17 protein-coding genes are annotated in these 21,312 nt (G+C 59.4%); 9 read left to right on the top strand and 8 right to left on the bottom strand.

What is annotated here, in order from left to right:
• Positions 1–440 precede the first annotated feature (440 nt).
• Complete coding sequence (locus P6U23_RS11430; protein WP_407179844.1) at positions 441–1,517, top strand: glycosyltransferase; 1,077 nt, start codon at positions 441–443, stop codon at positions 1,515–1,517.
• A 304-nt stretch (positions 1,518–1,821) separates the two neighbouring features.
• On the opposite strand, the gene P6U23_RS11425 is transcribed toward P6U23_RS11430, so the two are convergent.
• From P6U23_RS11425 to P6U23_RS11405, 5 genes are all read right to left on the bottom strand, one after another.
• Positions 1,822–2,469, bottom strand: coding sequence for a response regulator transcription factor (locus tag P6U23_RS11425; protein WP_407179843.1), 648 nt, complete (start codon positions 2,467–2,469; stop codon positions 1,822–1,824).
• 35 nt (positions 2,470–2,504) lie between these two features.
• A complete protein-coding gene (locus P6U23_RS11420; protein ID WP_407179842.1) occupies positions 2,505–2,879 on the bottom strand; it encodes a response regulator in 375 nt (124 codons plus the stop codon).
• Positions 2,876–5,047: a PAS domain-containing protein gene (locus P6U23_RS11415; protein WP_407179841.1), complete on the bottom strand. Its 2,172-nt coding sequence runs from the start codon at positions 5,045–5,047 to the stop codon at positions 2,876–2,878. Before P6U23_RS11415 ends, P6U23_RS11420 begins: the two co-directional genes overlap by 4 nt.
• A gap of 443 nt (positions 5,048–5,490) precedes the next feature.
• Positions 5,491–6,972 carry a cytochrome-c peroxidase gene (locus tag P6U23_RS11410; protein ID WP_407179840.1) on the bottom strand — a complete coding sequence of 494 codons (1,482 nt, stop codon included), beginning with the start codon at positions 6,970–6,972 and terminating at the stop codon, positions 5,491–5,493.
• A gap of 185 nt (positions 6,973–7,157) precedes the next feature.
• A complete protein-coding gene (locus P6U23_RS11405; protein WP_407181414.1) occupies positions 7,158–8,504 on the bottom strand; it encodes an ATP-binding protein in 1,347 nt (448 codons plus the stop codon).
• 918 nt (positions 8,505–9,422) lie between these two features.
• Here P6U23_RS11405 and P6U23_RS11400 point away from each other — a divergent pair.
• The 3 genes from P6U23_RS11400 (at position 9,423) to P6U23_RS11390 (ending at position 11,939) form a co-directional block, all read left to right on the top strand.
• Positions 9,423–10,037 (top strand): ATP-binding protein, encoded by a 615-nt coding sequence (locus tag P6U23_RS11400; protein ID WP_407179838.1) that lies wholly within the window; start codon positions 9,423–9,425, stop codon positions 10,035–10,037.
• A 693-nt stretch (positions 10,038–10,730) separates the two neighbouring features.
• Positions 10,731–11,483 carry an SDR family oxidoreductase gene (locus P6U23_RS11395; RefSeq protein WP_407179837.1) on the top strand — a complete coding sequence of 251 codons (753 nt, stop codon included), beginning with the start codon at positions 10,731–10,733 and terminating at the stop codon, positions 11,481–11,483.
• 66 nt (positions 11,484–11,549) lie between these two features.
• Complete coding sequence (locus P6U23_RS11390; protein ID WP_407179835.1) at positions 11,550–11,939, top strand: cupin domain-containing protein; 390 nt, start codon at positions 11,550–11,552, stop codon at positions 11,937–11,939.
• Between the two features lie 351 nt (positions 11,940–12,290).
• On the opposite strand, the gene P6U23_RS11385 is transcribed toward P6U23_RS11390, so the two are convergent.
• From P6U23_RS11385 to P6U23_RS11375, 3 genes are all read right to left on the bottom strand, one after another.
• On the bottom strand, positions 12,291–12,749 hold the full coding sequence (locus P6U23_RS11385) for a HEAT repeat domain-containing protein (protein ID WP_407179833.1): 459 nt from the start codon (positions 12,747–12,749) through the stop codon (positions 12,291–12,293).
• 13 nt (positions 12,750–12,762) lie between these two features.
• Positions 12,763–14,583 carry a glycoside hydrolase family 15 protein gene (locus tag P6U23_RS11380; RefSeq protein WP_407179832.1) on the bottom strand — a complete coding sequence of 607 codons (1,821 nt, stop codon included), beginning with the start codon at positions 14,581–14,583 and terminating at the stop codon, positions 12,763–12,765.
• A gap of 221 nt (positions 14,584–14,804) precedes the next feature.
• Positions 14,805–16,913 (bottom strand): glycogen debranching N-terminal domain-containing protein, encoded by a 2,109-nt coding sequence (locus tag P6U23_RS11375; protein ID WP_407179830.1) that lies wholly within the window; start codon positions 16,911–16,913, stop codon positions 14,805–14,807.
• Positions 16,914–17,357: 444 nt separating this feature from the next.
• Here P6U23_RS11375 and P6U23_RS11370 point away from each other — a divergent pair, with 444 nt between their 5' ends.
• The 5 genes from P6U23_RS11370 to P6U23_RS11350 all read left to right on the top strand — a co-directional run bounded on the left by P6U23_RS11370 (position 17,358) and on the right by P6U23_RS11350 (position 21,253).
• Positions 17,358–17,978, top strand: a complete 621-nt coding sequence (locus P6U23_RS11370) for a histidine phosphatase family protein (protein WP_407179828.1) — start codon at positions 17,358–17,360, stop codon at positions 17,976–17,978.
• A 102-nt stretch (positions 17,979–18,080) separates the two neighbouring features.
• Positions 18,081–18,773 (top strand): HAD family hydrolase, encoded by a 693-nt coding sequence (locus P6U23_RS11365; protein WP_407179826.1) that lies wholly within the window; start codon positions 18,081–18,083, stop codon positions 18,771–18,773.
• Between the two features lie 4 nt (positions 18,774–18,777).
• Positions 18,778–19,866, top strand: coding sequence for a transaldolase family protein (locus tag P6U23_RS11360; protein WP_407179824.1), 1,089 nt, complete (start codon positions 18,778–18,780; stop codon positions 19,864–19,866).
• Positions 19,867–19,891: 25 nt separating this feature from the next.
• Positions 19,892–20,599: an ROK family protein gene (locus tag P6U23_RS11355; protein ID WP_407179822.1), complete on the top strand. Its 708-nt coding sequence runs from the start codon at positions 19,892–19,894 to the stop codon at positions 20,597–20,599.
• Positions 20,600–20,689: 90 nt separating this feature from the next.
• Entirely contained in the window at positions 20,690–21,253 is a 564-nt protein-coding gene (locus tag P6U23_RS11350) for a hypothetical protein (protein WP_407179821.1), read from the top strand.
• Positions 21,254–21,312: the final 59 nt, after the last annotated feature.

Here is a 21,312-nt window from a genome sequence, read left to right as displayed (position 1 = left end):
CGAGTCATGTGCTCGATACACTATGGCCTGCTACAGCACCGCTACAAAAATCCGCATACTGATGACAAACGTAACGTGATTGCGCCGATCCGACATCGCGCTGCAACGGATGCTCATGAAAACCTCCTGAAGCGGTCAGCTCGACTGCAGTCCAGAACTACGTAGCCGCTCCAACGGGACTGCTGGGAGAAACAGGATCAATGAAAATCGTCATCGCCACAACGCCCGCGCCAGGGCATGTCAATCCGATGCTTGGAATCGCACGAATACTCGTGGCCCAAGGTCACGAGGTGCTTGCATTCACGGGGCGCGCCTTCCAAGAGCGCATCGAGTCAATCGGCGCGACCTTCCGCCCGATTCCCGCAAGCGCGGATCAGGACGTCGTCGATCCCTTCTCGAAATATCCCGAGTTCAAGAGGTTGCCTCCCGGATTGGAGCTGTTGCGAGTCATCCTCGAACGATTGTTCGTCGAGCATATTCCAGCGCAGCACCACGGACTCGAACAGCTGCTGCGAGACGCCCCGGCGGATGTCGTCATCGGAGACGATTGCTTCCTGGGACTGCTGCCGATGCTCCTTAGGCCGCCATCGACGCGGCCGCCAGTCGTCTGCTTTGGCACCTCCATCCTACATTGGCCGCGCGAGGATGGAGCGCCCGACTTTCTCGGCTTGCCACCGGCAGCCAGACCGGCTGAACATGCTGTAACCATTCGCGACCACGACAGGATCGTTCATCAACCGCTTGCGCGGCGCTTAAATCATTGCCTGCACGAACTGGGTCTCGGGCCAATCGCGAGCCCGCCATTCGAGACGATGGTGAGGCTCGCCGATCTGTACTGGCAGCTCACCGTCCCGAGTTTTGAATACCCACGGCCGCTGCCAAGCTCGGTGAAGTTCATCGGCACGCCGCCCATCATCCCTAAGCAGGCGCCAATTCCACCATGGGCTGGAGATTTGGACGGCAAGCGCAAGGTGGTGCTCGTGACGCAGGGAACGGTCGCAAACCACGACTTCAATCTCCTGGTCACGCCGACCCTGGCCGCACTCGCAAACGAGCCTGACCTCCTCGTCGTGGTTACGGCGGGTGGGCGGCCGGTCGAGGATATCCCGGGCCCGATTCCGGGCAATGCGCGCCTGGCCAGTTATCTGCCGTTTGAGTGGATCCTGCCCCGGACCGACGTGTTCGTCACGAATGGTGGCTACGGCAGTGTCAATCAAGCCATGAGCTTCGGCGTTCCCTTGGTCTGCGCGGGATTGACCGAAGACAAGGCCGACGTGAACATGCGCGTAGGGTGGTTCGAGGTCGGCATCAACCTCGAGACAAACGCGCCGACGCCGGAGGCCTTACGCGACGCGGTGCGGACCGTTCTCGATCGCGAAAAGTATCGCCGACGTGCCTTGCTGATGTCCGAGGAGTTCCGCATGACAGACACACGGGGCGAGATCGTCCGCGGGCTTGACCGGTTGTTTCAAAACGTAGCTCACCGACCTCACGCGGCATCGATTTCAGCAAAGTAACGATAACGATACCGAGGTCGCCGCAAGCCGCTCGATCACCGGCGATTGATCTCGCGAAGGATGTCCTCAGCTGACACCGATCCGTTCTCGACTTTGATGTTTTTGAACATCAAGTCGGCAAACCGGCTCGAGCGTCCCGAGGCGACGAACGGGGTGATGCTGTCGGCTCAGGCTATCCAAGGAGAGAGTGGACAAACGGCAGAGGTGTAGCGGAGGTGGTGCGTTGGGTACCCTTGTCGTCCAAAACTTCACCGAAGGCGCCGATGGGCGGTGGCGCGGCAGGAGCAATTACTCCGTTTGCGCGTTAGCGGGAGATATCCAGTTTTGCCGCAATATTTACCAATTCCGCGAATGATGTAACGCTCATTTTTCGCATCACATGGCCGCGGTGCGCCTTGACCGTTATTTCGCTGATACCAAGCTCGTGCGCCACCTGCTTATTCAACAGGCCTCGTACAACGAGGCGCATGACTTCCCGCTCGCGTGGGCTGAGCAAGGCATAGCGATCTCGCAGGTCCTGCATTTCGGCTTCGAGGCGAAGTGCGATCCGGCTGCGGTCAATGGCATTGTGAATGGCATCGAGCAAATTGATATCGCTGAATGGCTTGGTCAAAAACTCGACGGCTCCGGCCTTCATGGCCTCCACGGTCATCGGCACGTCGCCGTAACCGGTGATGAAGATGATCGGGGTGCTGGGCCGATCGGCCGCCACCCGTCTCTGTAACTCTAGACCGTCGAGACCGGGAAGACGAACATCCAAGACCAGGCAGTTGGGAACAGACGTGCGTGGGCGCGAAAGGAACTCCTGAGCCGACTCGAACATCTCCGGATGCAAGCCAGCGTCCCGGATCAGCAGTTCGAGCGATTCCCGCACTGAGACGTCATCGTCGACCACGAACACGATTGCTTCTTCGTCCGGGTTGGCGGGCAGCTCTTCCGCCAAAAATTTCATTGTCGATCCTCCTTTTCTGATGAAGGGTTGTGTCGCTAACTCACCCCGAATGCCGCATTGAGCGCTTGCAATAATGCCGTATCACTGAACGGCTTGGATAGGCACTCTGCGGCTCCTTGCCCGAGCATTCGCGGACGCGTGGTTTCATCTCCATGAGCCGTTATGAAGACAATCGGGATTTTATGGCGGAGACGTGTCAGTTCCTTTTGGAGCTCGGGACCAGTCATACCCGGCATCGCGATGTCGAGAATGAGACAGTCCGTCCGTCCCACGTATTCGGATGCCAGGAACTCTTCCGCGGACGAAAACGCCTGCGCTGCATAACCAAATTCCCTTAGGAGATCTGGCAAGGATTCGCGCACGGATTCGTCATCGTCGACCACTGATACCAATGAAGGTGCGACCATCATGAGTTCCTCGTGACGCGGTTTTCGGCAAGCGTCCGTCTAGCGTCACGATCATGCATGCTGGTCACATCGTCCAGGTTCCAAGGGATTGAAAATGAAAAAGTCGCTCCCGGCCCGTCGTTTGCCGTAGCCCACAGACTGCCGTGATGGTTCTCGATTATTGAGCGACTTACCGATAAACCGATCCCCATTCCCTCATCTTTAGTCGTAAAGAAGGGATCGAAGAGCCTATCCAGCAAGGCGGGGTCAAGACCGGGTCCCGTGTCGAGCACGCTCAGACGGACACGATCGCTTTCTTCCAGTTCTGTCTTTATTGTCAGTGCTCTCGCCGTTCCATCGACCATGCTCATCGCATCAAGGGCATTTTGCACCAAATTCAAGATGACTTGCTGAAGCTGGATCCGATCGCCCAACACGAGCGGAAGGCTGTCGGCCAACTCCATCCGCAAAATGACGCCGTCACGTCGGAGTCTGTCTAGCGACAAGGCAATCACCTCACGAGTTGCCTCGTTCAGATTGACCGGCTGCGTTAATGGGGCCTTTCGATTGAAAAGCGCCCGCAACCGCCCAATGATAACGGACGCACGATTCCCGTCGCGGATGGTACGCCGCACAGTTTCTCGCGCCCCAGCGATATTCGGAGGGTCCGCAGTAAGCATACGCAGGCCGGTGCTTGCGTTGGTGACTATGCCGGACAGTGGCTGGCTTATCTCGTGGGCTATGGACGCCGTCAGTTCTCCCACGGTCATGACACGTGCCATATGCGCAAGTTTCGCTTGGGTGTTGCGCAGGTCCTCCTCGGCCCGCTTGCGGTCTTCAATATCCGTGTTGAGACCGAACCATCTCACGACATTACCGTCTTCACCACGCAGCGGGTTCGCTCGAAATAGGAACCAGCGGTATGTCCCGTCGAAGCGGCGCAGCCTCGCCTCCTTTTCTCCCGGCTGGCGAGACGCCATGATCAATTGCCAGGCATTCGCGAGACCGTCCAGATCGTCGGGATGAACCGCCGCAGTCCATCCCCAATCTTGGACCGTTTCCGAACTGAGACCAACGTAGTCCAAATAATGCTGATTGAAGAACTCAGCGGAGCCGTCCGGTCGAGCCGACCAGACGAGCGCTGGAATGGTATTGATAATAAGATTAAGGTTGCGCTCGCTGGCTACTAGCGCATTCTCCGCGTTCTTTCGATCTTCGATGTCGATTTGCAGTACGCACCAGCATACGATTTTGCCGCTAATGTCCCGCAAGGGAAAGCCGCGAACGTGAAACCACCGATAGATCCCATCCCTGCGGCGATGGCGACTTTCGATCTCATACGGCTCACCTGTTTCGACGGCCCGTCTCCACGCCCGGATCGTAGGTTGAAGGTCATCAGGATGAACAGCGTCAATAGTACTCCAGCGCTTGAGTTCCTCGAGCGACTTTCCGAAGTATTCCAGAACGGGAAGATTGACGGCCTGGACCTCACCCTCAGCCGTCATGATGGCCAGGGGGGCGGGCATAGCGTCCAAGATCAACTGGATATCGACTTCTCGCGCACTCGGCGAATCCACCAGTCGCCTGAGCTCGGCAATCTCCCGCTCTTGCTTCCTGCTGAGAGCAGAGAGACTTTGGACTTGCAGCGCGACCTGTTGATCTATCGTCTCGGAAATTCGCTTACGCTCATGCAGAAGCTGCTTCTCCTGTAGCCAATTCACGGCTTGACTGGCCACGATCTTGAGACGAACGCTCTCGGTTTCATCGGGAAATTCGGCGCGCCGTGATCCGGCCAGCAACACTCCGAAATCGTTTTCAACGCCCAGTCGCAGGATCATGGCGGATAGTTGGCTTGGCCCTATCGTCAATCGCCGTTGCGAAGGCCACTTTCCCTGCTCTGCACCCAGTGAGCCTCTTAACAAACGACCAACTTCGAGTGGCTCAGCAGATGCTTCTAACGATTGCGCGATCCGGGCCAGCTCGAAAGGTTCGGAGCTGATTGGATCCTTCGCATAAAAGTAAACGAGGTCCAGCCCGAGCACGCCTATCAACATGTCGAGCAAATCCGGGATTAGCCGCGACAAGGACTCATCGCGCGAGACCGGAAATCGAGCAAGGATCCGATCGAGATCATCGACGCAGCGCCGAACGTGCTCATGTTGCTCAACAGTATGTTCGCTGTTGATCACCATTCTAGCTTGCTGCTCAACACTCTGCGTTCCCGACCAATATTTGGGGAGACATGCCGTATCCCGAGGACGAAAAATCCGGGCTCTCGCTTCGAAAGCCGTCTGAGTCCGCTGGTAGGACGAAATTACCACGCGCCAGTTACCCCCGCAAGGTTGCACGACGTGACGACCACACGTTGCACCAGGCAATACAGTCCCGCTCGCGCGCTGCCGCTTGCGAGCGATCATGTCTCATCTCCAATAACAACTTGCTCCTTGCCGCGACCGCAGGCCGCCGATGTCCTGACTAGTTATCAGCAACAAGGCAGTGGCGGTATTGGCCACAGGGCCGCCCCAATGAACGGGTTGGCCGCCCCTACATGGCAACCCACGAAGGTCATCGCCCATTCCCAAGTCTCTCGCGCATCATCTCGACCAAAGGCCTATCGTACCTTGGTGCCGCCTTATTATCGGCGGTCCGCCGGCGCGTAACCATCGGTCAGGGTCTGCAGGAAGGCAACGAGCGCGTCTTCCTCCTTCTCCGACAAGCCCAGGTTTCCGACCTTCGTCTTGTTCATGTTCTCGGCTGTCTCCGGCGCCGGCCAGCAGCCCACGGCCTCTCGCGGATCGTGTTGCGTGCAACGCGGGAGTACATCGCGGGTGTTGTAGAAGTGCACTATCTCCTTCAAGCTCTTGAAATAACCATTGTGGCCATAGGCTTTCACGAAATCGGGGCTTGGCCGCTTGTCAACGTTTCGCAATGTTGGAACCTGAAAGCGGCCCCGATTTTGCGGTGAGAGCGGTTGCCAGCGCGCATCAACGGCTGAAGGTTGGCTGAGTGGATGGCCGGTCGCGAGGAAACCGCCAACGCCCAAGTCGACAAAGGATCTGCCACTCTTGTTGGCTACATAGCCGCGCTGATCCGGTTTGCCCTCTGCATAATAAGGCAGCTGCGGATTGGCCGGAGTTCCGATGTTGCTCGCCGTGAAATCTGTAAAAAGCGGGTCTTCACCAGGGCCGCCGTCACGGTGACAGCCGTTGCACTTCGCTTTCCCGCGAAACAGGTCATAGCCCTCCTGCTCTTGTGACGTGAACTGCGCTTTTCCAGCAAGCACGGCATCGTACTTCGAAGAAAACGCGGTTACTTCGTGTGACGCTTCATACCCGGCAATTGATTGCGCCATTTGATCGAAGCTCGCGGCAGCGCGGCCTCGATCGGCAGCATTCAGATGAACCGGTGCCGGATCGTCGGCCGGTGGCGGCCCGGGCTGGCTGCACACGTCCTCTGTGTTGGCCGGCCAGTCGATCGCGAAGGCTTGCGCACCCCACACAGTTTCGAAAAGCGCACGATAGGGTCGTTGCGAGGCGCGGAAAACGGCGCAGGCAATATCCGGCAGAGCCATCTCAGTTGGATCGACAGGCGGGCCCTCCGCCTGTTCGGCCGCAGCATTGCCGAGGCGCCGCCCGGTGGCGCGCATATCCCAGAAATTGCCGCCCACCAGATCACCTTGCCCCTCGTTATAGTGCAGCGCGGGGGACAATGGTGCATAGCTGTGCGTCTGCGGCTTGCGCTCGCTAAATCGCGAACGCACGGATCCCGGGTACGCGCCGGTGGTTCGATTGATCTCGGAGATCGGTCCCGTAAAGCCGGTCTCTGGCATATGGCAGAAGGCGCACGCCTCGTTGCGGTTTACCGATAGCTCCTTGTCGAAGAGCAACAGCTTGCCGAGCAGTTCAATCCGCTGCACCTCGTTATCAGGGACAGCCGCAAGCCGCTTCAGGCTTTCCGCCTCAATCTGATCGACATCGGCCTCGACGCGGGTGATCTCGCGCGATACGGCCGGTGACAAAGCCGCGTTGTTCTCCCGTGCTTGCAACGCGGCAAGCCCGTAGCATCCGGCAATGCCGATGCCAGCCATAAGCAGCCAATGCGGGCTTGGCGGTTTCATGCTCGGCCCTCAACAAAAAGCTCGCCCGGACGGGGGTCGTCCTCACGCGTCAACCGCACGTCCCAAGCTGCGATCTCGCGCAGCGCGCCCCATTTAGCAATGGCCCGCAGACCACTGCAACAACTACAGGAGCAATCGTCGATTCAGCGAGGGAGCTAAGCCTCGCTCGAAGGAGGAGAGGCTCGTCACGGCATACATTCTTCGTCACACCCACTATCCACGTTTTGCCGGGTGATCAGACCGCCGGCAAGCATCTGAGTTCCACGATTCCTGGTTTCGGTGACTAACGCTTGTACATATGCCCGCGTGGTCCGAGGCATCACATATACGGTTCGGCACCCCCGACTGTTTGAGATCAGGAGAGATTTATTAACCAAGCCGAACAACGCAGCTAACATTGTCGTCTCTTCGATCTCCGCCGCCAAGGCGACGGCTGCAGCAGCGTCCAACGTGAACTCATCTCCAAATACGGACAACAGTGAAAGCACCTTTCGCTCGTCCTCGGAAAGGAGACGATAGCTCCAGTCAAGAACCGCACGAAATGTTCTGTGCCGCGATTGCACAGTACGTGGTCCTTGCCAGACAAGGTTCGTTGGGTTTTCGAGAAGTTGGACTAAAGAACTAAGGCCAAATGCTCCAACGTGGGTCGCGGCCATCATGATCGCAAGTGGGTTTCCATCCAACTTCCGACAGATCTCTTTGACGTGGATTGCATCTGTATCCGTCAGTTCAAATTCGGCTAGACTAGTGGCCGCGTGCTGCAGGAATAGCCGAGCCGCGGGGTAGCTCATAAGGTCAGGCATCGAAACGGCCATGTACTGCGGGGGACATTCTAAGGGGCACAATCGTTGCACGTGCTCCCCCTCGACAAGCACGGCTTCGCGGCTTGTTGCCAGGATGTGGACACGAGCAGCTTTTCTTAAAAGACGGGCAACGAATGGCGCTACGACGTCAATAACATGCTCACAGCCGTCAAGAACAACGAGCAGTCGCCTTTCCCGCAGGCTTGTTGGAATTTCATCATTCTGGTGCCAATCTAAGCTGAGACCTGCTGCCAGCACAGCATGAAGCTGCGCGGGACAAGTTACCAAACCAAAATCTACAAATCGCACATCTCCGCAAAATTCTCTGAGCAGCGCGTGCGCGACATAGGTTGCGACCGTCGTCTTCCCGACTCCTCCAGGGCCGACGATCGTGACAAATCTTTCATTCAGGAGCTTTCTCGCCATCTCTGCGACGATTTGCTCCCGCCCGACCATATTTGGCGTGGCGGCCGGTATATTGTGCCTTGCGCCATTTAGCTCATCTAGATAGCTGGCCGTCGCAGCTGAGCGAACAACCGGCGCGACAAAACAGTAGCCACGTCCTGAAACGGTCTGCACGAATCTGGCTCCAGCCTGCCCATCCCCAAGTGCCTTGCGCAGCTCTGTCATGGACATACGCAAGCAGCTAACGTCCGCGGCACGCTCGCCCCAAACGGCAGCAAGTAAATCAGCCTTGCTGACAACTGACCCGGCCTGGCAGACCAACATGACAAGAACATCGAACGCCCGCCCAGATAAGGCGGTGGCGGCTCCATCCCGAAGGAGCCGACGACGGGCTATCTCGAGACGGAACGGCCCAAAGAGAAAGGATCCCGAATCCATCGCCTCCAAGGCTGCGGCGTTCGCCCTGCCGGTGCCTACACCAGGAGGCTCGTCGTTCGTCTCGCTAGCCAGGTCAATGCCCGCCGCGCTCGACCCACTGTTTGCGACACCCTGTCCTATCATCGTACACCTGCTTCTGTATCGGCGGATCCGCCACGCGCTGGCTAAGGGCGGTTCACAAGCAGCAAAAGTAGCTACGGGAGACGATGAAGGCGATTGCACTATGGTGTCGCCAGCGGGGTCAGTTCACCTTCCTTTATAGCTTCAGAACTGAGCGGAAAGCCCTCGCCAGCCTACGCTAACCGACACCAAAGTGTTGTCGGTCGTTGCACGGTTCCGTGGAGCTATGGGTGGATCATCCGGCTTTCGACAACCTGGCAGAAGAAAGCCGCGCGGCGCCATCTTCCCTCACCGAAACCACCACCGCCTGGCATCGTGGGTGTCAGCAGCGTGACTGTCTTCAGCACGACAAAACGCAGGCGCAAAAAGCAACGCTACGCATGCAAACTCCTGCGAAATGCTCCGGAATAAGTCTCCTGGAGACGCACCGACCAAGGACATCCTGGGACCGCTGAAGAACATCATCAATACTGCCTTGCCGCCAATTGAGGCGCCGCCATTGCATGAGGCACGCAAGGCTCTTCCTGTGAGCACGTTGTCGATACCGCCGCTTCAATAACTGAGCAAATCACGACCGCTGCGCCAAACGTCCATATTCTGATTACGAGCAGGGAGCCGTTACGCACGAGAGGCGAACACATCCATCGCCTTTCGGCACTGCAAAGCCCGCCCGCTTCGTCGACAATGACAGCCGTCGAGGCGCTGAAATTTCCGGCGGTGCGGCTCTTCGTCGAACGCGCGGCGGCGACGTTGGATGGGTTTGAACTTAGCGATGCGGAGGCCGCGGTTGTTGCTGGCATTTGCCGAAAGCTTGACGGCATCGCGCTTGCGATCGAGTTGATGGCTACCCACGTCGACGCTCTTGGACTCCGTGGGTTATCGACGCTCATCGATGACCGAGTTTACCTGTTGAGACATGAGAGTCGCTCGGCCCTCTCTCGACACCGCTCCTTGTCAGCTGCGCTGGATTGGAGCTACGAATTTCTGCCGGAGCAGGAGCGCATTGTTCTACGCAGACTCTCCGTGTTCGTTGGGGCTTTCACGCTCGATGTGGCGCTCGGAGTCTCGGGCTTCGATATGGACAGCAGCGTGGTCATAGACAGCATCGCCAACTTAGTAGCCAAGTCGCTCGTCAGCGCAGACGTTACCGGCGCCAATGTGCAACATTGGCTGCTCGACATCACGCGCGCATATGCATCGCAGAAGCTCTCCCAATCCGGCGAACTAGAAACGGTGTTACGCCGGCACGCCATGCACCGTCGCGACTCCAAACCGAGACTCATTCACGGTCCAGAATAGATAGGAGTCATGGCTCCGCAAAGGTCGCGGAACCCGCAAGGGTAAGCGCGGCAAGTGCCGCGCAAGCAACTCGCTTTTGCAGGACATCAACTATGGCGTGAATGCGCGACCTCCTTAGCTGCCGAGATGTTCGATATTCGTCAATGCTACGGAGTCCGGGGCATTGCCGTTACCAGCCAGCGAATACTGTCGCATCAAATCGTAGGCTAACGTAGAATATCGTGGCCTGTAGTAGCGGGGGAGCGCTACCGCTTTTCCCCACACCAACCGAATCTACGATATCTTATCCAGTCGTTCGCGTGACGCAATTCATGAGCCTCCGAGCGGGCTCAGCTCTTACGCCCCTAGAGGCGTACGTCGAAAGGCCATGAACCTTTCGTGGTCGCGCGAACGCGACCGAATTCGCGGAACCTCGAAAGGTAGCGCATGTTCGGCCCAACGATCGTGCGGCCGGGCTGCATAGAGGAGGCTTAACCGTGGCGCAGGCACTCTGAAGCCTTGCTTCGCAATAGTGCCGAATGTTGTCCCGAGCGGCCGCTTTGCGCCAATAGCTGCCCGATTTGGTCACGCCAAGCTTTCGCCTAACTCGGAATGAGCCATCCTTGCTGGCCAATCGACGACCTCCGACAAAGCCGCGCGGTGTGGTATGCTTCTGTTGAGCAATCTCGAGTCATCGACGACGGAGGATCAACCATGAAGATGGTCGTTATCGGCGGCACCGGTCTGATCGGCTCGAAGACCGTCGCCCTTCTGCGTCAGGGCGGCCACGAGGTCCTCGCCGCCTCACCCCAAAGCGGTATCAACACCATCACCGGCGAGGGGCTCAAAGAGGCCATGGTCGGCGCGCAGGTGGTGATTGACCTCGCCAATTCGCCCTCATTCGAAGACAAGGCGGTGCTGGAATTCTTCGAGACGTCCGGCCGCAACCTGCTCGCGGCGGAGTCCGCGGCGAGCGTCGGACACCATGTCGCACTATCAATCGTCGCAAGCGACCGGACAGACAATGGCTATTTCCGCGCCAAGGTCGCCCAGGAGAAACTGATCGAGGCCTCCGGCATCCACTACACCATCATCCGTTCGACCCAGTTCCTGGAATTCCTGCGCGGCATCGCCGATTCAAGCGCGGCTGGAAACAGAGTCAGGCTCCCGCCCGTCTTGTTCCAGCCCATTGCAGCGGATGACGTTGCTGCCAACGTTGCCGATGTGGCGCTCGCGCCGCCGCGCGATGGCATTGTCGAGATCGCCGGCCCGGAACGCGCGCCGTTCAACGAAATCGTCGCGCGCTATCTGAAGGCGATCGGCGACCCGCGTGAGGTCGTGAGCGATCCCGAGGCCCGATACTGGGGCGGCCGGATCGAGGAGCATTCGCTCGTGCCGTTGGGCGAGGCACGCCTCGGCCGCATCGGTCTCGACGAATGGCTCCGCCGCTCACAGGCAAAAGCTTGATCCCGCATCGGAGGTGCGCCCACTCTGCCACGAGCGGGTCCCGCGCAACGAACGAAAGAGGCGACCATGACGATCAAACGCGTAGCGTTGGTTCTTCTGTGCCTCATGAGCGGCACGGCGGTGGCTCAGGAGCCCAAGGTCACGGCACTCATGTCCAAGGATCTTCCGGAGAGTCCTGGGAGGGAAGCTCTGATGATCACAGTCGAGCATGCGCCCGGCGGGTCGAGCGCTATCCACCGACACAACGCACATGCGTTTGTTTACGTCCTGGAGGGCTCCGTCGTGATGCAGCTGAAGGGTGGACAACAGGTGACACTGACACCAGGACAGGCCTTCTATGAAGGCCCTGATGACGTTCACGTCGTCGACCGCAACGCAAGCAGCACCCAGCCGGCGAAATTCCTGGTGCTCTTGATCAAGGACAAGGGCGCCCCGGCGCTCGTGCCCGCACAGTGATTGTTACGCAACCCAAGTACACGAAACGGACTGCGGGAAAGGCCCTGCCTGATGTTTGCAGCGATGCATGGGACCGCTTCTGATGCTGTAGACGGCTCCTCCGCCGGCACGAGAGCGCCAAGGATGTGGGCGCCGCGTTAGGCTCCTACGATTCGGAGGAGCTAGCTGTGCAGTCGATCTCGACAATCAGTGTCGATATCGCCAAGTCGGTCTTTCAACTCCAACGTCCGCTTTGCGGCGACGAAAAGTCTTCGAGTTGGGAGAGAAAGGAGCCCGGTGACTGACGCCGAGATCGTATTGCTGGAGGTGCGCGAACAAATCCGCGCGCGGCGATGCCGCCGGAAGTTCAAGTCACAAGGACTTCAGTTCCGGCGGCGGGGCGCCCTTCCCCTCGAGCATCCCCAGCGCTAGCGCGGCCTCCACCCGCACGCTCGGATCCTTATCACCCGCTAGCTGTCGGAGAGGGATGAGGGCTTGTTCGATCCCCGGAAAAGCCGGACCGAGGCGACCGAGGTGCCAGGCCGCCAGGCTGCGGACGAAGGCAAGCTCGTTGCTCAACTCCGCGATGAGGACGGTGACCGACTCTCCCCCCGGCGGCGCCACCCGGGCGAGAGCCGCCGCCGCCCAGACGCGCACGAACCCAACCGGGTCCTGGAGGGCCGCGGCGAGGTCGGACACAGCTTCGGTTGCCGCGGGGCCGATCTCGCCCAGGGCATATGCGCCGAGGCGGCGCCGGAGCGGATCGCTGCTCGAAAGCTCCCTCACCCAGTCTGGGACGGAAGTCCCTATGTAAGCGACCTGCGCGCTCATGGCCCGACCCTACTCAAGGTCCCACGCCGAGCCGGCGGTCCAGGTTGAACGCGGCGCTTATCAACCCGATGTGAGTAAATGCCTGCGGGAAGTTGCCCAGCGCCTCGCCACATGGACCCGTCTCCTCGGCATACAGACCGAGGTGGTTGGCGTAAGTCAGCATCTTCTCGAAGATGAAGCGGGCCTCCTCCGCCCGGCCCGCACGGGCCAGCGCTTCCACCAGCCAGAACGTACACATATTGAACGTCCCCTCCCTCCCGGTCAGGCCGTCGCCGGCTCCTCTGCCGATCTCGTAGCGGTGCACCAGGCTGTCGGAGACCAGCTCCGCCATGGTCCGGTCCAGCGTCCCGCGCATGCGGGGGTCGGTCGGCGACAGGAAGAAGACGAGCGGCATGATCAGATTGGACGCATCCACCGCGTCGGTGGCGAAGTGCTGCACGAAGGTCTGCCGCTCCGTGTCCCAGCCGTGCGTCATGATGGCCTCGTAGATGCGGTCTCGCTCCGCGGCCAGGCGGGTGCGGTCGAGCGGCAGGCTGCGCTTCTGCGCAAGGCGGATCGCACGGTCGAGTGCCACCCAGCACTGCACCTTGGAGTAGACGAACTGCTGCTGTCCACCGCGCACCTCCCAAATGCCATCGTCGGCTCGCTCCCAGTTGTTCGCCACCCACTCCAGCATCTTGCGCAGGTGGCACCAGGAGTCATAGGCGATCGGCGTCCCGTACTTGTCGTACAGGTAGACGGCGTCCATCAGCTCGCCATAGATGTCGAGCTGCAGCTGCTCGGCAGCCGCGTTGCCGACTCGCACCGGACGCGAGCCGCGGTAGCCATCGAGGTGGCCGAGGACCTCCTCGGGCAACTCGCGCCCGCCGTCGATGCGATACATAGTCTGCAACGGGTCGCCCCGGGTGCCCTCGACGGCCCGTTGCTCCAACCAGGCCATGAACTGCTCTGCCTCCGACGTCAGCCCCAGGCGTAGGAAGGCGTAATTGGTGAAAGCGGCGTCGCGCACCCAAGTGTAGCGATAGTCCCAGTTGCGCACCCCGCCGATCTCTTCCGGCAGCCCGCAGGTCGGCGCCGCCACGATCGCGCCGGTCGGCGCAAACGTCAGCAGCTTCAACACCAGCGCCGAGCGGCTGACCATCTCGCGCCAGCGACCTGAATAGTTGCACTTCCTCAGCCACTGCCGCCAAAAAGCCAGGGTCTGCGTCAGGGCTTCCGTACCGACCAGCCGCGCCTCGAGCAGGACGCCGTCATGAACGCTGTCGTGGCCGTTCTCCTCCACCTGGCGGAGGATGAATGTGGTCGTCTCGCCGGGGTTGAGGACGAACTCGGCAGCGACGGCGTCGCCCTGCCGACCAAGTGGGAAGCGACTGACCAGCGAGACTTTCATGCCTTGCGCCTCGAAGATCGCTCCCCGGCCCTCCAGGACGACTTGGTGGGGCCGGCGAGCGAAGTCGAAAGCCGGCCGGCAGTCGAGGCGGAAGCGGACCGACCCGCGCACCGCCCGCACCACCCGGACGATTTGATGGATCTTTCTGGTCTCGCGCGGGCCTTGGACTGGCATGAAATCCACGACCTCACCGACGCCCTGGTCGCTAAGAAAGCGCGTCACCAGGACGTTGCTGTCAGGCATGTACATCTGTTTGTGCTGCGCCTCGTAGAGGCTGGCGATGCGGAATGAGCCCCCCTTCTGGTCGTCGAGGATCGCCGCGAAGACACTCGGCGAGTCGAAGTGCGGCAGGCAGCACCAGTCGATGGACCCGTCGATGCCAACCAGGGCAACGGTGTGCAGGTCGCCGATGACGCCGTAGGACTCGATCGGCTTGTAGCCCATGATCTCGTCTCCTTCCGCTCGCTCGACGCTGATCGAGCCCCAGGCGGGCGTGTCGTCAATGCCCTGAGGCGGCGAAAGACACACCGGATATTCAACTTTTTGCTCGCAACCTCGCCAGTAAGCTTCTGAGATTCAGAACCCGCTAAAACGTCCGAAAAAAATCGCTTGCATCGAGATCAACTGGTCCGCACTTTCAATAGACACGCGCATCGCACAACGTTCTACATTGAACGTGGGAACTCCAGCCGTGCACCGAAGGGCCTCCTCTGGACGGCTCCTGGAGCGCCTCGCAGGACGTCAAAGCGCGTCTCGTCGCCATCGCGCCAGAAACGGATGTCGAATCGCCCTGTACCGAGACGCAGATCGAGTACGGTCAGATCGGGCAACCATTGCGGCAGAGATGGATCAACGTACAGCTTTCCCTTCGGAGCGTCCGGCGCGAACCCAAGTATCGCCTGCAGAAATGCGAAGACCGACCCTGCTGCCCAGGCCTGTGGGATGTTGGCGCCAAGATATTGGACGGGAAAGCTCCTTCGATCACGCTCGATCGTCGTATAGAGCTCAGGCAGTTGATTGGACAGGAAGTGGCTTCCTGCATCGCTGATATCGCGCGCGATCCTTGCGGCCTCTGCGTGGAATCCATATCGTTTGAAGCCGAGCGCGATGACGGCATTGTCGTGGGGCCAGACCGACCCGGTTTGGTAATTGTATGGGTTGAACGCCGGGTTCGAGGCCGACAGCGTGCGGATGCCCCAACCGCTCCACATGTCTAGTGCCATGAGACGTTGCACGACCTTTCCGGCGCGTTCCTTCGGAACGATGCCTGACCACAAGCAATGGCCGGCATTGGAGGCAACCGTGAGGACCTTTTTCTTTTCGCCATCCAGCGCCAGGGCGTAGAAACCCAACTCCTCATCCCAGAAGGTCTCGTTGAACCGTTTGAAGAGCGCTGTGGCTTTCCTTCGCAGATCCGCGGCACGCCGTGTCTTGCCGAGTTCATCGAACACTTCCGCCATGCGCAGCCAGGCGTCATAGACATAGCCTTGCAACTCGCAGAGCGCCTTCGGTCCCTTGACAAGCGATCCGTCAGGATAAACCACACTGTCTCCGGAATCCTTCCAGCCCATGTTCTCGTAGCCGACCGGAGAGCGGGTCTGATATTCCTGGAATCCATCGCCGTCGCTATCACCGTGATTGTCTATCCAGGACAGGCATCCCTCCGCGGTCTCAAGATGCTGATCCAACAGCGCCTTGTCGCCCGTTGCCCGCCAGGCCGCATGGAGTGTGATGAGATAGAGCGGCGTCGCATCGGCCGTGCCGTAATATGGCGTGTGCGGGATCAGTTTGAAATGAGCGAGTTCTCCGTAGCGGATTTCATGCAGGATTTTTCCCGGCTCCGCGTCACGATAATCGTCCCGTTCCTTCGCCTGGAGCGAGCCCAGGATGTCGAGCGTTCCACGGGCGAAATCTGGATAGATCAGCAGGTTCTGTAGCGACACGATCAAGCTGTCCCGGCCGAACGGAGCCACAAACCACGGCAAGCCCGCGGCAGGCAGGAATACCATGTGATCGGTGCCGGCGATCGGGAGCCGAAGTGCCGCCATGTCCTCCAGCGCCTGGCGATAAAGGCGGTAGAACTCCTCGTTGCTGCAGCGGATCTTCAGTACCGACTGCAGCCAGTCCGAGAGTGCCTCGGCGTGGCGGGTTCGTTCGTGGTCGTCCACACACTCGTCCGGTGCAGCGAAGTGTCGGTCGCGATCCTCCAACGCATAGAGCAAGCAGCAATGCCAGGCTTCGCCCGGCCCGAGGCTGATTTCGAAGCTCAGCCGGCCATTGGCGTATTCGATTTCGCTCTGTCGGTGTGCGGGAGAAACGGTTACTGCGCGGACGAAATCGCTGTTGCGATAGCATGTGCGAAGTTCCTGCTTCGTCGATGACCATGTCGTGGTGATCCGCCCGCGGCGCACTATATCGCCTGATTTTACCTCGAAAATATCTGCGAAATCGGACCGTATCGCGATCTCGAGCTGGAAGCGTACCCGCTTCGCGCCGTGATTTGTAATGTCGAGATCCTCGTGCATCCCGCCATTGATGTATCGGCTGACCACGAAACCGAGCGTGCGCGGCGGGATCAAGCCGTCGGCGGTCGGAATCCTGGGGTTCGTAAGATAGATTCGGGACGCGTAATGGGTGATGGACCCTCCATTGAGGAGATCCCAAGGTTCACCATTTGCGTAGGCGGCCCAGCTGCTGATTACCCTCGTATCAAGGAAATAAAGTCCCTTTTCGGTTGGCCAGTTGATTCGTGCGTCTGGTTCGCTGACCAGCACTGTTTGCCCCTGATGGATCGAGATTTGATGCGGACCAACCTGAACCTTGAATGGCATAGCATGTTCCCGAATTCGGTTCGCGCTGGTGGTTTACGATTGGGACGCGGCGCACTGGACGCCCTACTCCGCGGCTGCTTCAGAGAAGCGCGGCTGCAAGCTTCTCTCATGAGGCAGAAGTATTGCTAAGGCAGAAGCATTATGCGTTTCGGTCTCATCTGCCAGCGGAATTAGGTTTCCGACAAGGACGAACGATAACACACCTCTTCCCCTCGCGCTTGGTGGGGATCCGGCGCCGCAGTCGCGAATGCCTTTAGCGAATAGGTCAGTGTTTCAGACGCACATCCCTTCGCGTGGCAAACTGTCATAACGCTAGAGGGCTGGTCGTTGCTTCTCCGAAGAAGTCGCGCTACGAGTGGGCGGGCGCGCAGCTGAAGGGGCGAGACCATGAGCGCCGTCCTTCCGATCATTTGCCTTGCAAGGCATGGCGAGACCGCGTGGAGCCTCTCAGGCCAGCATACTGGCCTCACAGATCTACCTCTCACCGAGCGCGGCGAACTCAATGCGCAGAGTTTGGGCTCGCGGTTGCTGGGTTTCACTTTCGCAAAAGTGTTCACCAGCCCCCTGAAGCGAGCGGTCCGGACGTCTGAGTTGGCTGGCCTCGGCGTCGAAGCGGAACGCGAGTGCGATCTGCTGGAATGGAATTACGGTCAATATGAGGGGCGTCGCACAAAAGAGATCCATGAAGAGCGTCCGGGCTGGCAATTGTTTCGCGACGGCTGTCCGGGAGGAGAAGCACCGAATCAAGTTGGCGCGCGGGCCGACCGCATCGTGGAGCGCGTTCGCAACGTCCCAGGGAACGTGTTATTGTTTTCGAGTGGACATTTTCTCCGAGTTTTGGCGGCACGCTGGTTAGGCCTCGATGCGGGGGCCGGACGATTCTTCACCCTCGACACTGCAAGCCTGAGCATACTTGGGTACGAACACGATCAGTCAGAACCAGCGATCCGGCTGTGGAATGACACCCGGCACGTCGAAGGTCGATTCGCACCAGCCTTCGCGCACTAGGATTTGGAAGCGCCAGTCGGAGTAACATAGTCTTGAATATGCCCCGTGCGTGCTAGGCGCGCACGCTGAGCATATTGCAGAGAGTTGCGTAAGGGGGGACCGATGAATCAGGTCGTCTTTCTGGTCGACGTCGACAATACGCTTCTCGACAACGACCACATCCAGGCTGACATCAAGGGCCATCTCGAGCGCCAGTACGGTGCCGCCTGTCGCGACCGCTACTGGGCAATTCTCGACGACCTGTTTGTCGAACTGGGGTATCGAGATTATCTCGGTGCACTGCAGCGGTACCGTGTCGAACACCCGCAGGACATGCATTTGCTGTCCATGTCTTCGTTCCTGGTCGATTACCCGTTCGCCAATCGTCTGTATCCGGGATCGCTGGATGTGCTCGAACGACTGCGTCAGTGGGGCCCAACCGTCCTTCTCACTGATGGCGACGTTGTCTTTCAACCGCGTAAGGTTGAGCGCTCCGGCCTTTCAGAGGCAGTCAACTCGCATGTGTTGATCTACATCCACAAGGAACTCGCGCTCGACGATGTCGAGTCCCGCTATCCGGCACTTCACTACGTCCTGGTGGACGACAAGCCGCGAATCCTCGCCGCGGTCAAGGAAGCCTGGGGCAGTCGCGTCACCACCGTTTTTCCCCGACAGGGACAATATGCACATGACGCGAAGGCGCTCGCCTCCTTCGCCACACCGGACGTGACGGTGGACCGGATCGGAGACCTGCTCGACTGTGATCTGGATCGTCTGCTTGCGGCGTCCCGACGATTCAAAGCTGTGCGGAGGTGAAGTGATGAAGGCAACGCAAAAGCTCCACGAACTCGGACAGAGCGTTTGGCTCGACAACATCACCGGCGACCTGCTGACGAGCGGCACTTTGAAGCGCTACATTGCCGAGTTTTCGCTGTCGGGGCTCACATCGAACCCGACAATCTTCGATCACGCGATCAAGAACAGCTCTCATTATGATTCTGCGATCCGCAGCAAACTGAACGAGGGAAAGTCAGGTGAGACCCTGTTCTTCGAATTAGCAATCGAAGATCTCGCGCAGGCAGCCGACCTGTTCCGCCCGATTTGGGATCGCACCAATGGAGTAGACGGATGGGTCTCGCTCGAGGTCTCCCCACTCCTCGCACATGATACGGCCAGCACAATCGCAGCGGCCAGGGAGTTGCACACACAGGCGAAGCGCCCCAACCTCTTCATCAAGATACCCGGCACCCGCGAAGGGCTGCCTGCCATCGAAGAGTCAATTTTCGCCGGCGTGCCCGTGAATGTGACCCTGTTGTTCAGCCGAGAGCACTATCTCGCTCGCCGCCGAGGCATATCTGCGCGGCATCGAGCGGCGCATTGCAGCCGGTCTGAATCCAGATGTTGGCTCCGTTGCATCGGTCTTCATCAGTCGCTGGGATGCCGCCGTTGCCGACAAGGTTCCCGCGCCTATACACAACAAGCTCGGTATCGCAATCGCGAAACGAACATACAAGGCAGCCTGCGAGGTGCTCGGTTCAGCACGCTCGCGGCGTATTTACAACGGGGGGGGGGGCGGCCACAGCGTCTGCTATGGGCGAGCACGGGAACCAAGGACCCCGCGGCGTCCGACGTCCTGTACATCAAGGCGCTGGCCGCGCCGCTCACGGTGAACACCATGCCGGAAGGCACGGTGAAGGCCCTCGCCGATCATGGAGAGGTTGGAGAGATGTTGGCGGCCGATGGCGGCGACGCCGAAGAGGTGCTGTCGCAATTTGCGAAGGCCGGCGTCGATGTCGATGCGTTAGCAGCAACGTTGCAGGACGATGGCGCCAAGTCTTTCGTCAAATCCTGGAACGAACTGCTGGGCGTTATCTCTGCCAAAACCGAGGTGCTCAAGAAGGCAAGCTAGGTCCCAATCGAGACAAAGGTCTTCCATGAATATACTGGTCATTGACGTAGGCGGCACCCACGTCAAGATCCTTGCCTCCGGCGAAAAAGTGAAACGAGAAATTGACTCCGGGCCGACCCTGACGGCCCGGCAGATGGTATCGAGCGTCAAGAAACTGGCCGATGGCTGGGAATATGACCTCGTCTCGATTGGCTATCCGGGCCCGGTTGTGCATGACCGGCCCGTGGCCGAACCTCACAATCTCGGAAAAGGCTGGATGGGCTTCAACTTCGCTGCGGCATTCAAACTGCCGACGAAAGTCATCAACGATGCGGCGATGCAGGCGCTCGGCAGTTACCGGAGCGGAAAAATGTTGTTTCTCGGGCTAGGGACGGGACTCGGCTCGGCGATGATCATCGATGGCATCGTGCAGCCGATGGAGCTTGGGCACTTACCCTACAAGAAGCGGGTCTATGAGGACTATGTCGGCGCCCGCGCGCTGGAGGAATTTGGCAGGAAAGCATGGCGGAAGCACGTCGAAGATGTTGTTGAATATCTGGTTGCGGCACTCCAACCGGAGGACGTCGTTCTGGGCGGCGGAAACTCCAAACTATTGAAAAAACTGCCGCCATTATGCCGGCTTGGGGATAATGCCAACGCATTCAAGGGTGGATTCCGAATGTGGGAAGGCCCGCTAAAGGGAAAGATCACTCGCTCGCGCAAACAAACTGCGCAAGCCGCTATGGCGCGCTAACAGGAGCGATGAATGGCAACGGCTACGAAAACGGTCACCGAGCTTCCTGCCTGGAAGGACCTCTCTGCCCATTTTCAGAAGATTGACCGCTTGCATCTGCGCGAGCTCTTTGCTCAAGTCCCCAAACGCGGCGAGCGTTTGACCGTCGAAGCGGCCGGACTCTACCTCGACTATTCCAAGAACCGAATTACCGATGAAACGCTAGCTCTGCTGCTGCAACTAGCCGAACAGTCCGGGCTCCGCGCGCGGATTGATGCGATGTTCGAAGGCGAGAAGATCAACGTTTCCGAAAAGCGAGCCGTCCTGCATGTCGCGCTCCGCGCGACGAAGGGGCAATCGATCCTGGTTGATGGCGAGGACGTTGTACCGCAGGTCCATTCGGTGCTCGACCGCATGGCCGATTTTTCCAATCGCGTACGCGGCGGTGCGTGGCGCGGCCACACCGGCAAGCCGATCCGCAACATCGGCATCGGCGGCTCCGATCTGGGGCCGGTAACGGCCTACGAAGCGCTCAAACATTACAGCGACCGCGCGATGACGTTCCGCTTCGTCTCCAACGTGGACGGCACCGATTTTGTGGAGACGATCCGCGATCTCGATCCGGCGGAGACGCTGTCCATTATCTCTTCCAAGACTTTCACCACACTAGGCTAGGCTAAGTTCTTGGCTGCTTGGCGTTGGCTTGTAACAGGACGCGAGCGATCGAAGCTGTC

This window comes from Bradyrhizobium sp. STM 3562 (genome assembly GCF_045571435.1).
GTDB lineage: Bacteria > Pseudomonadota > Alphaproteobacteria > Rhizobiales > Xanthobacteraceae > Bradyrhizobium.
Note: the sequence above shows the minus strand (reverse complement) of the source record. Positions and strands in the feature narration are given on the sequence as shown.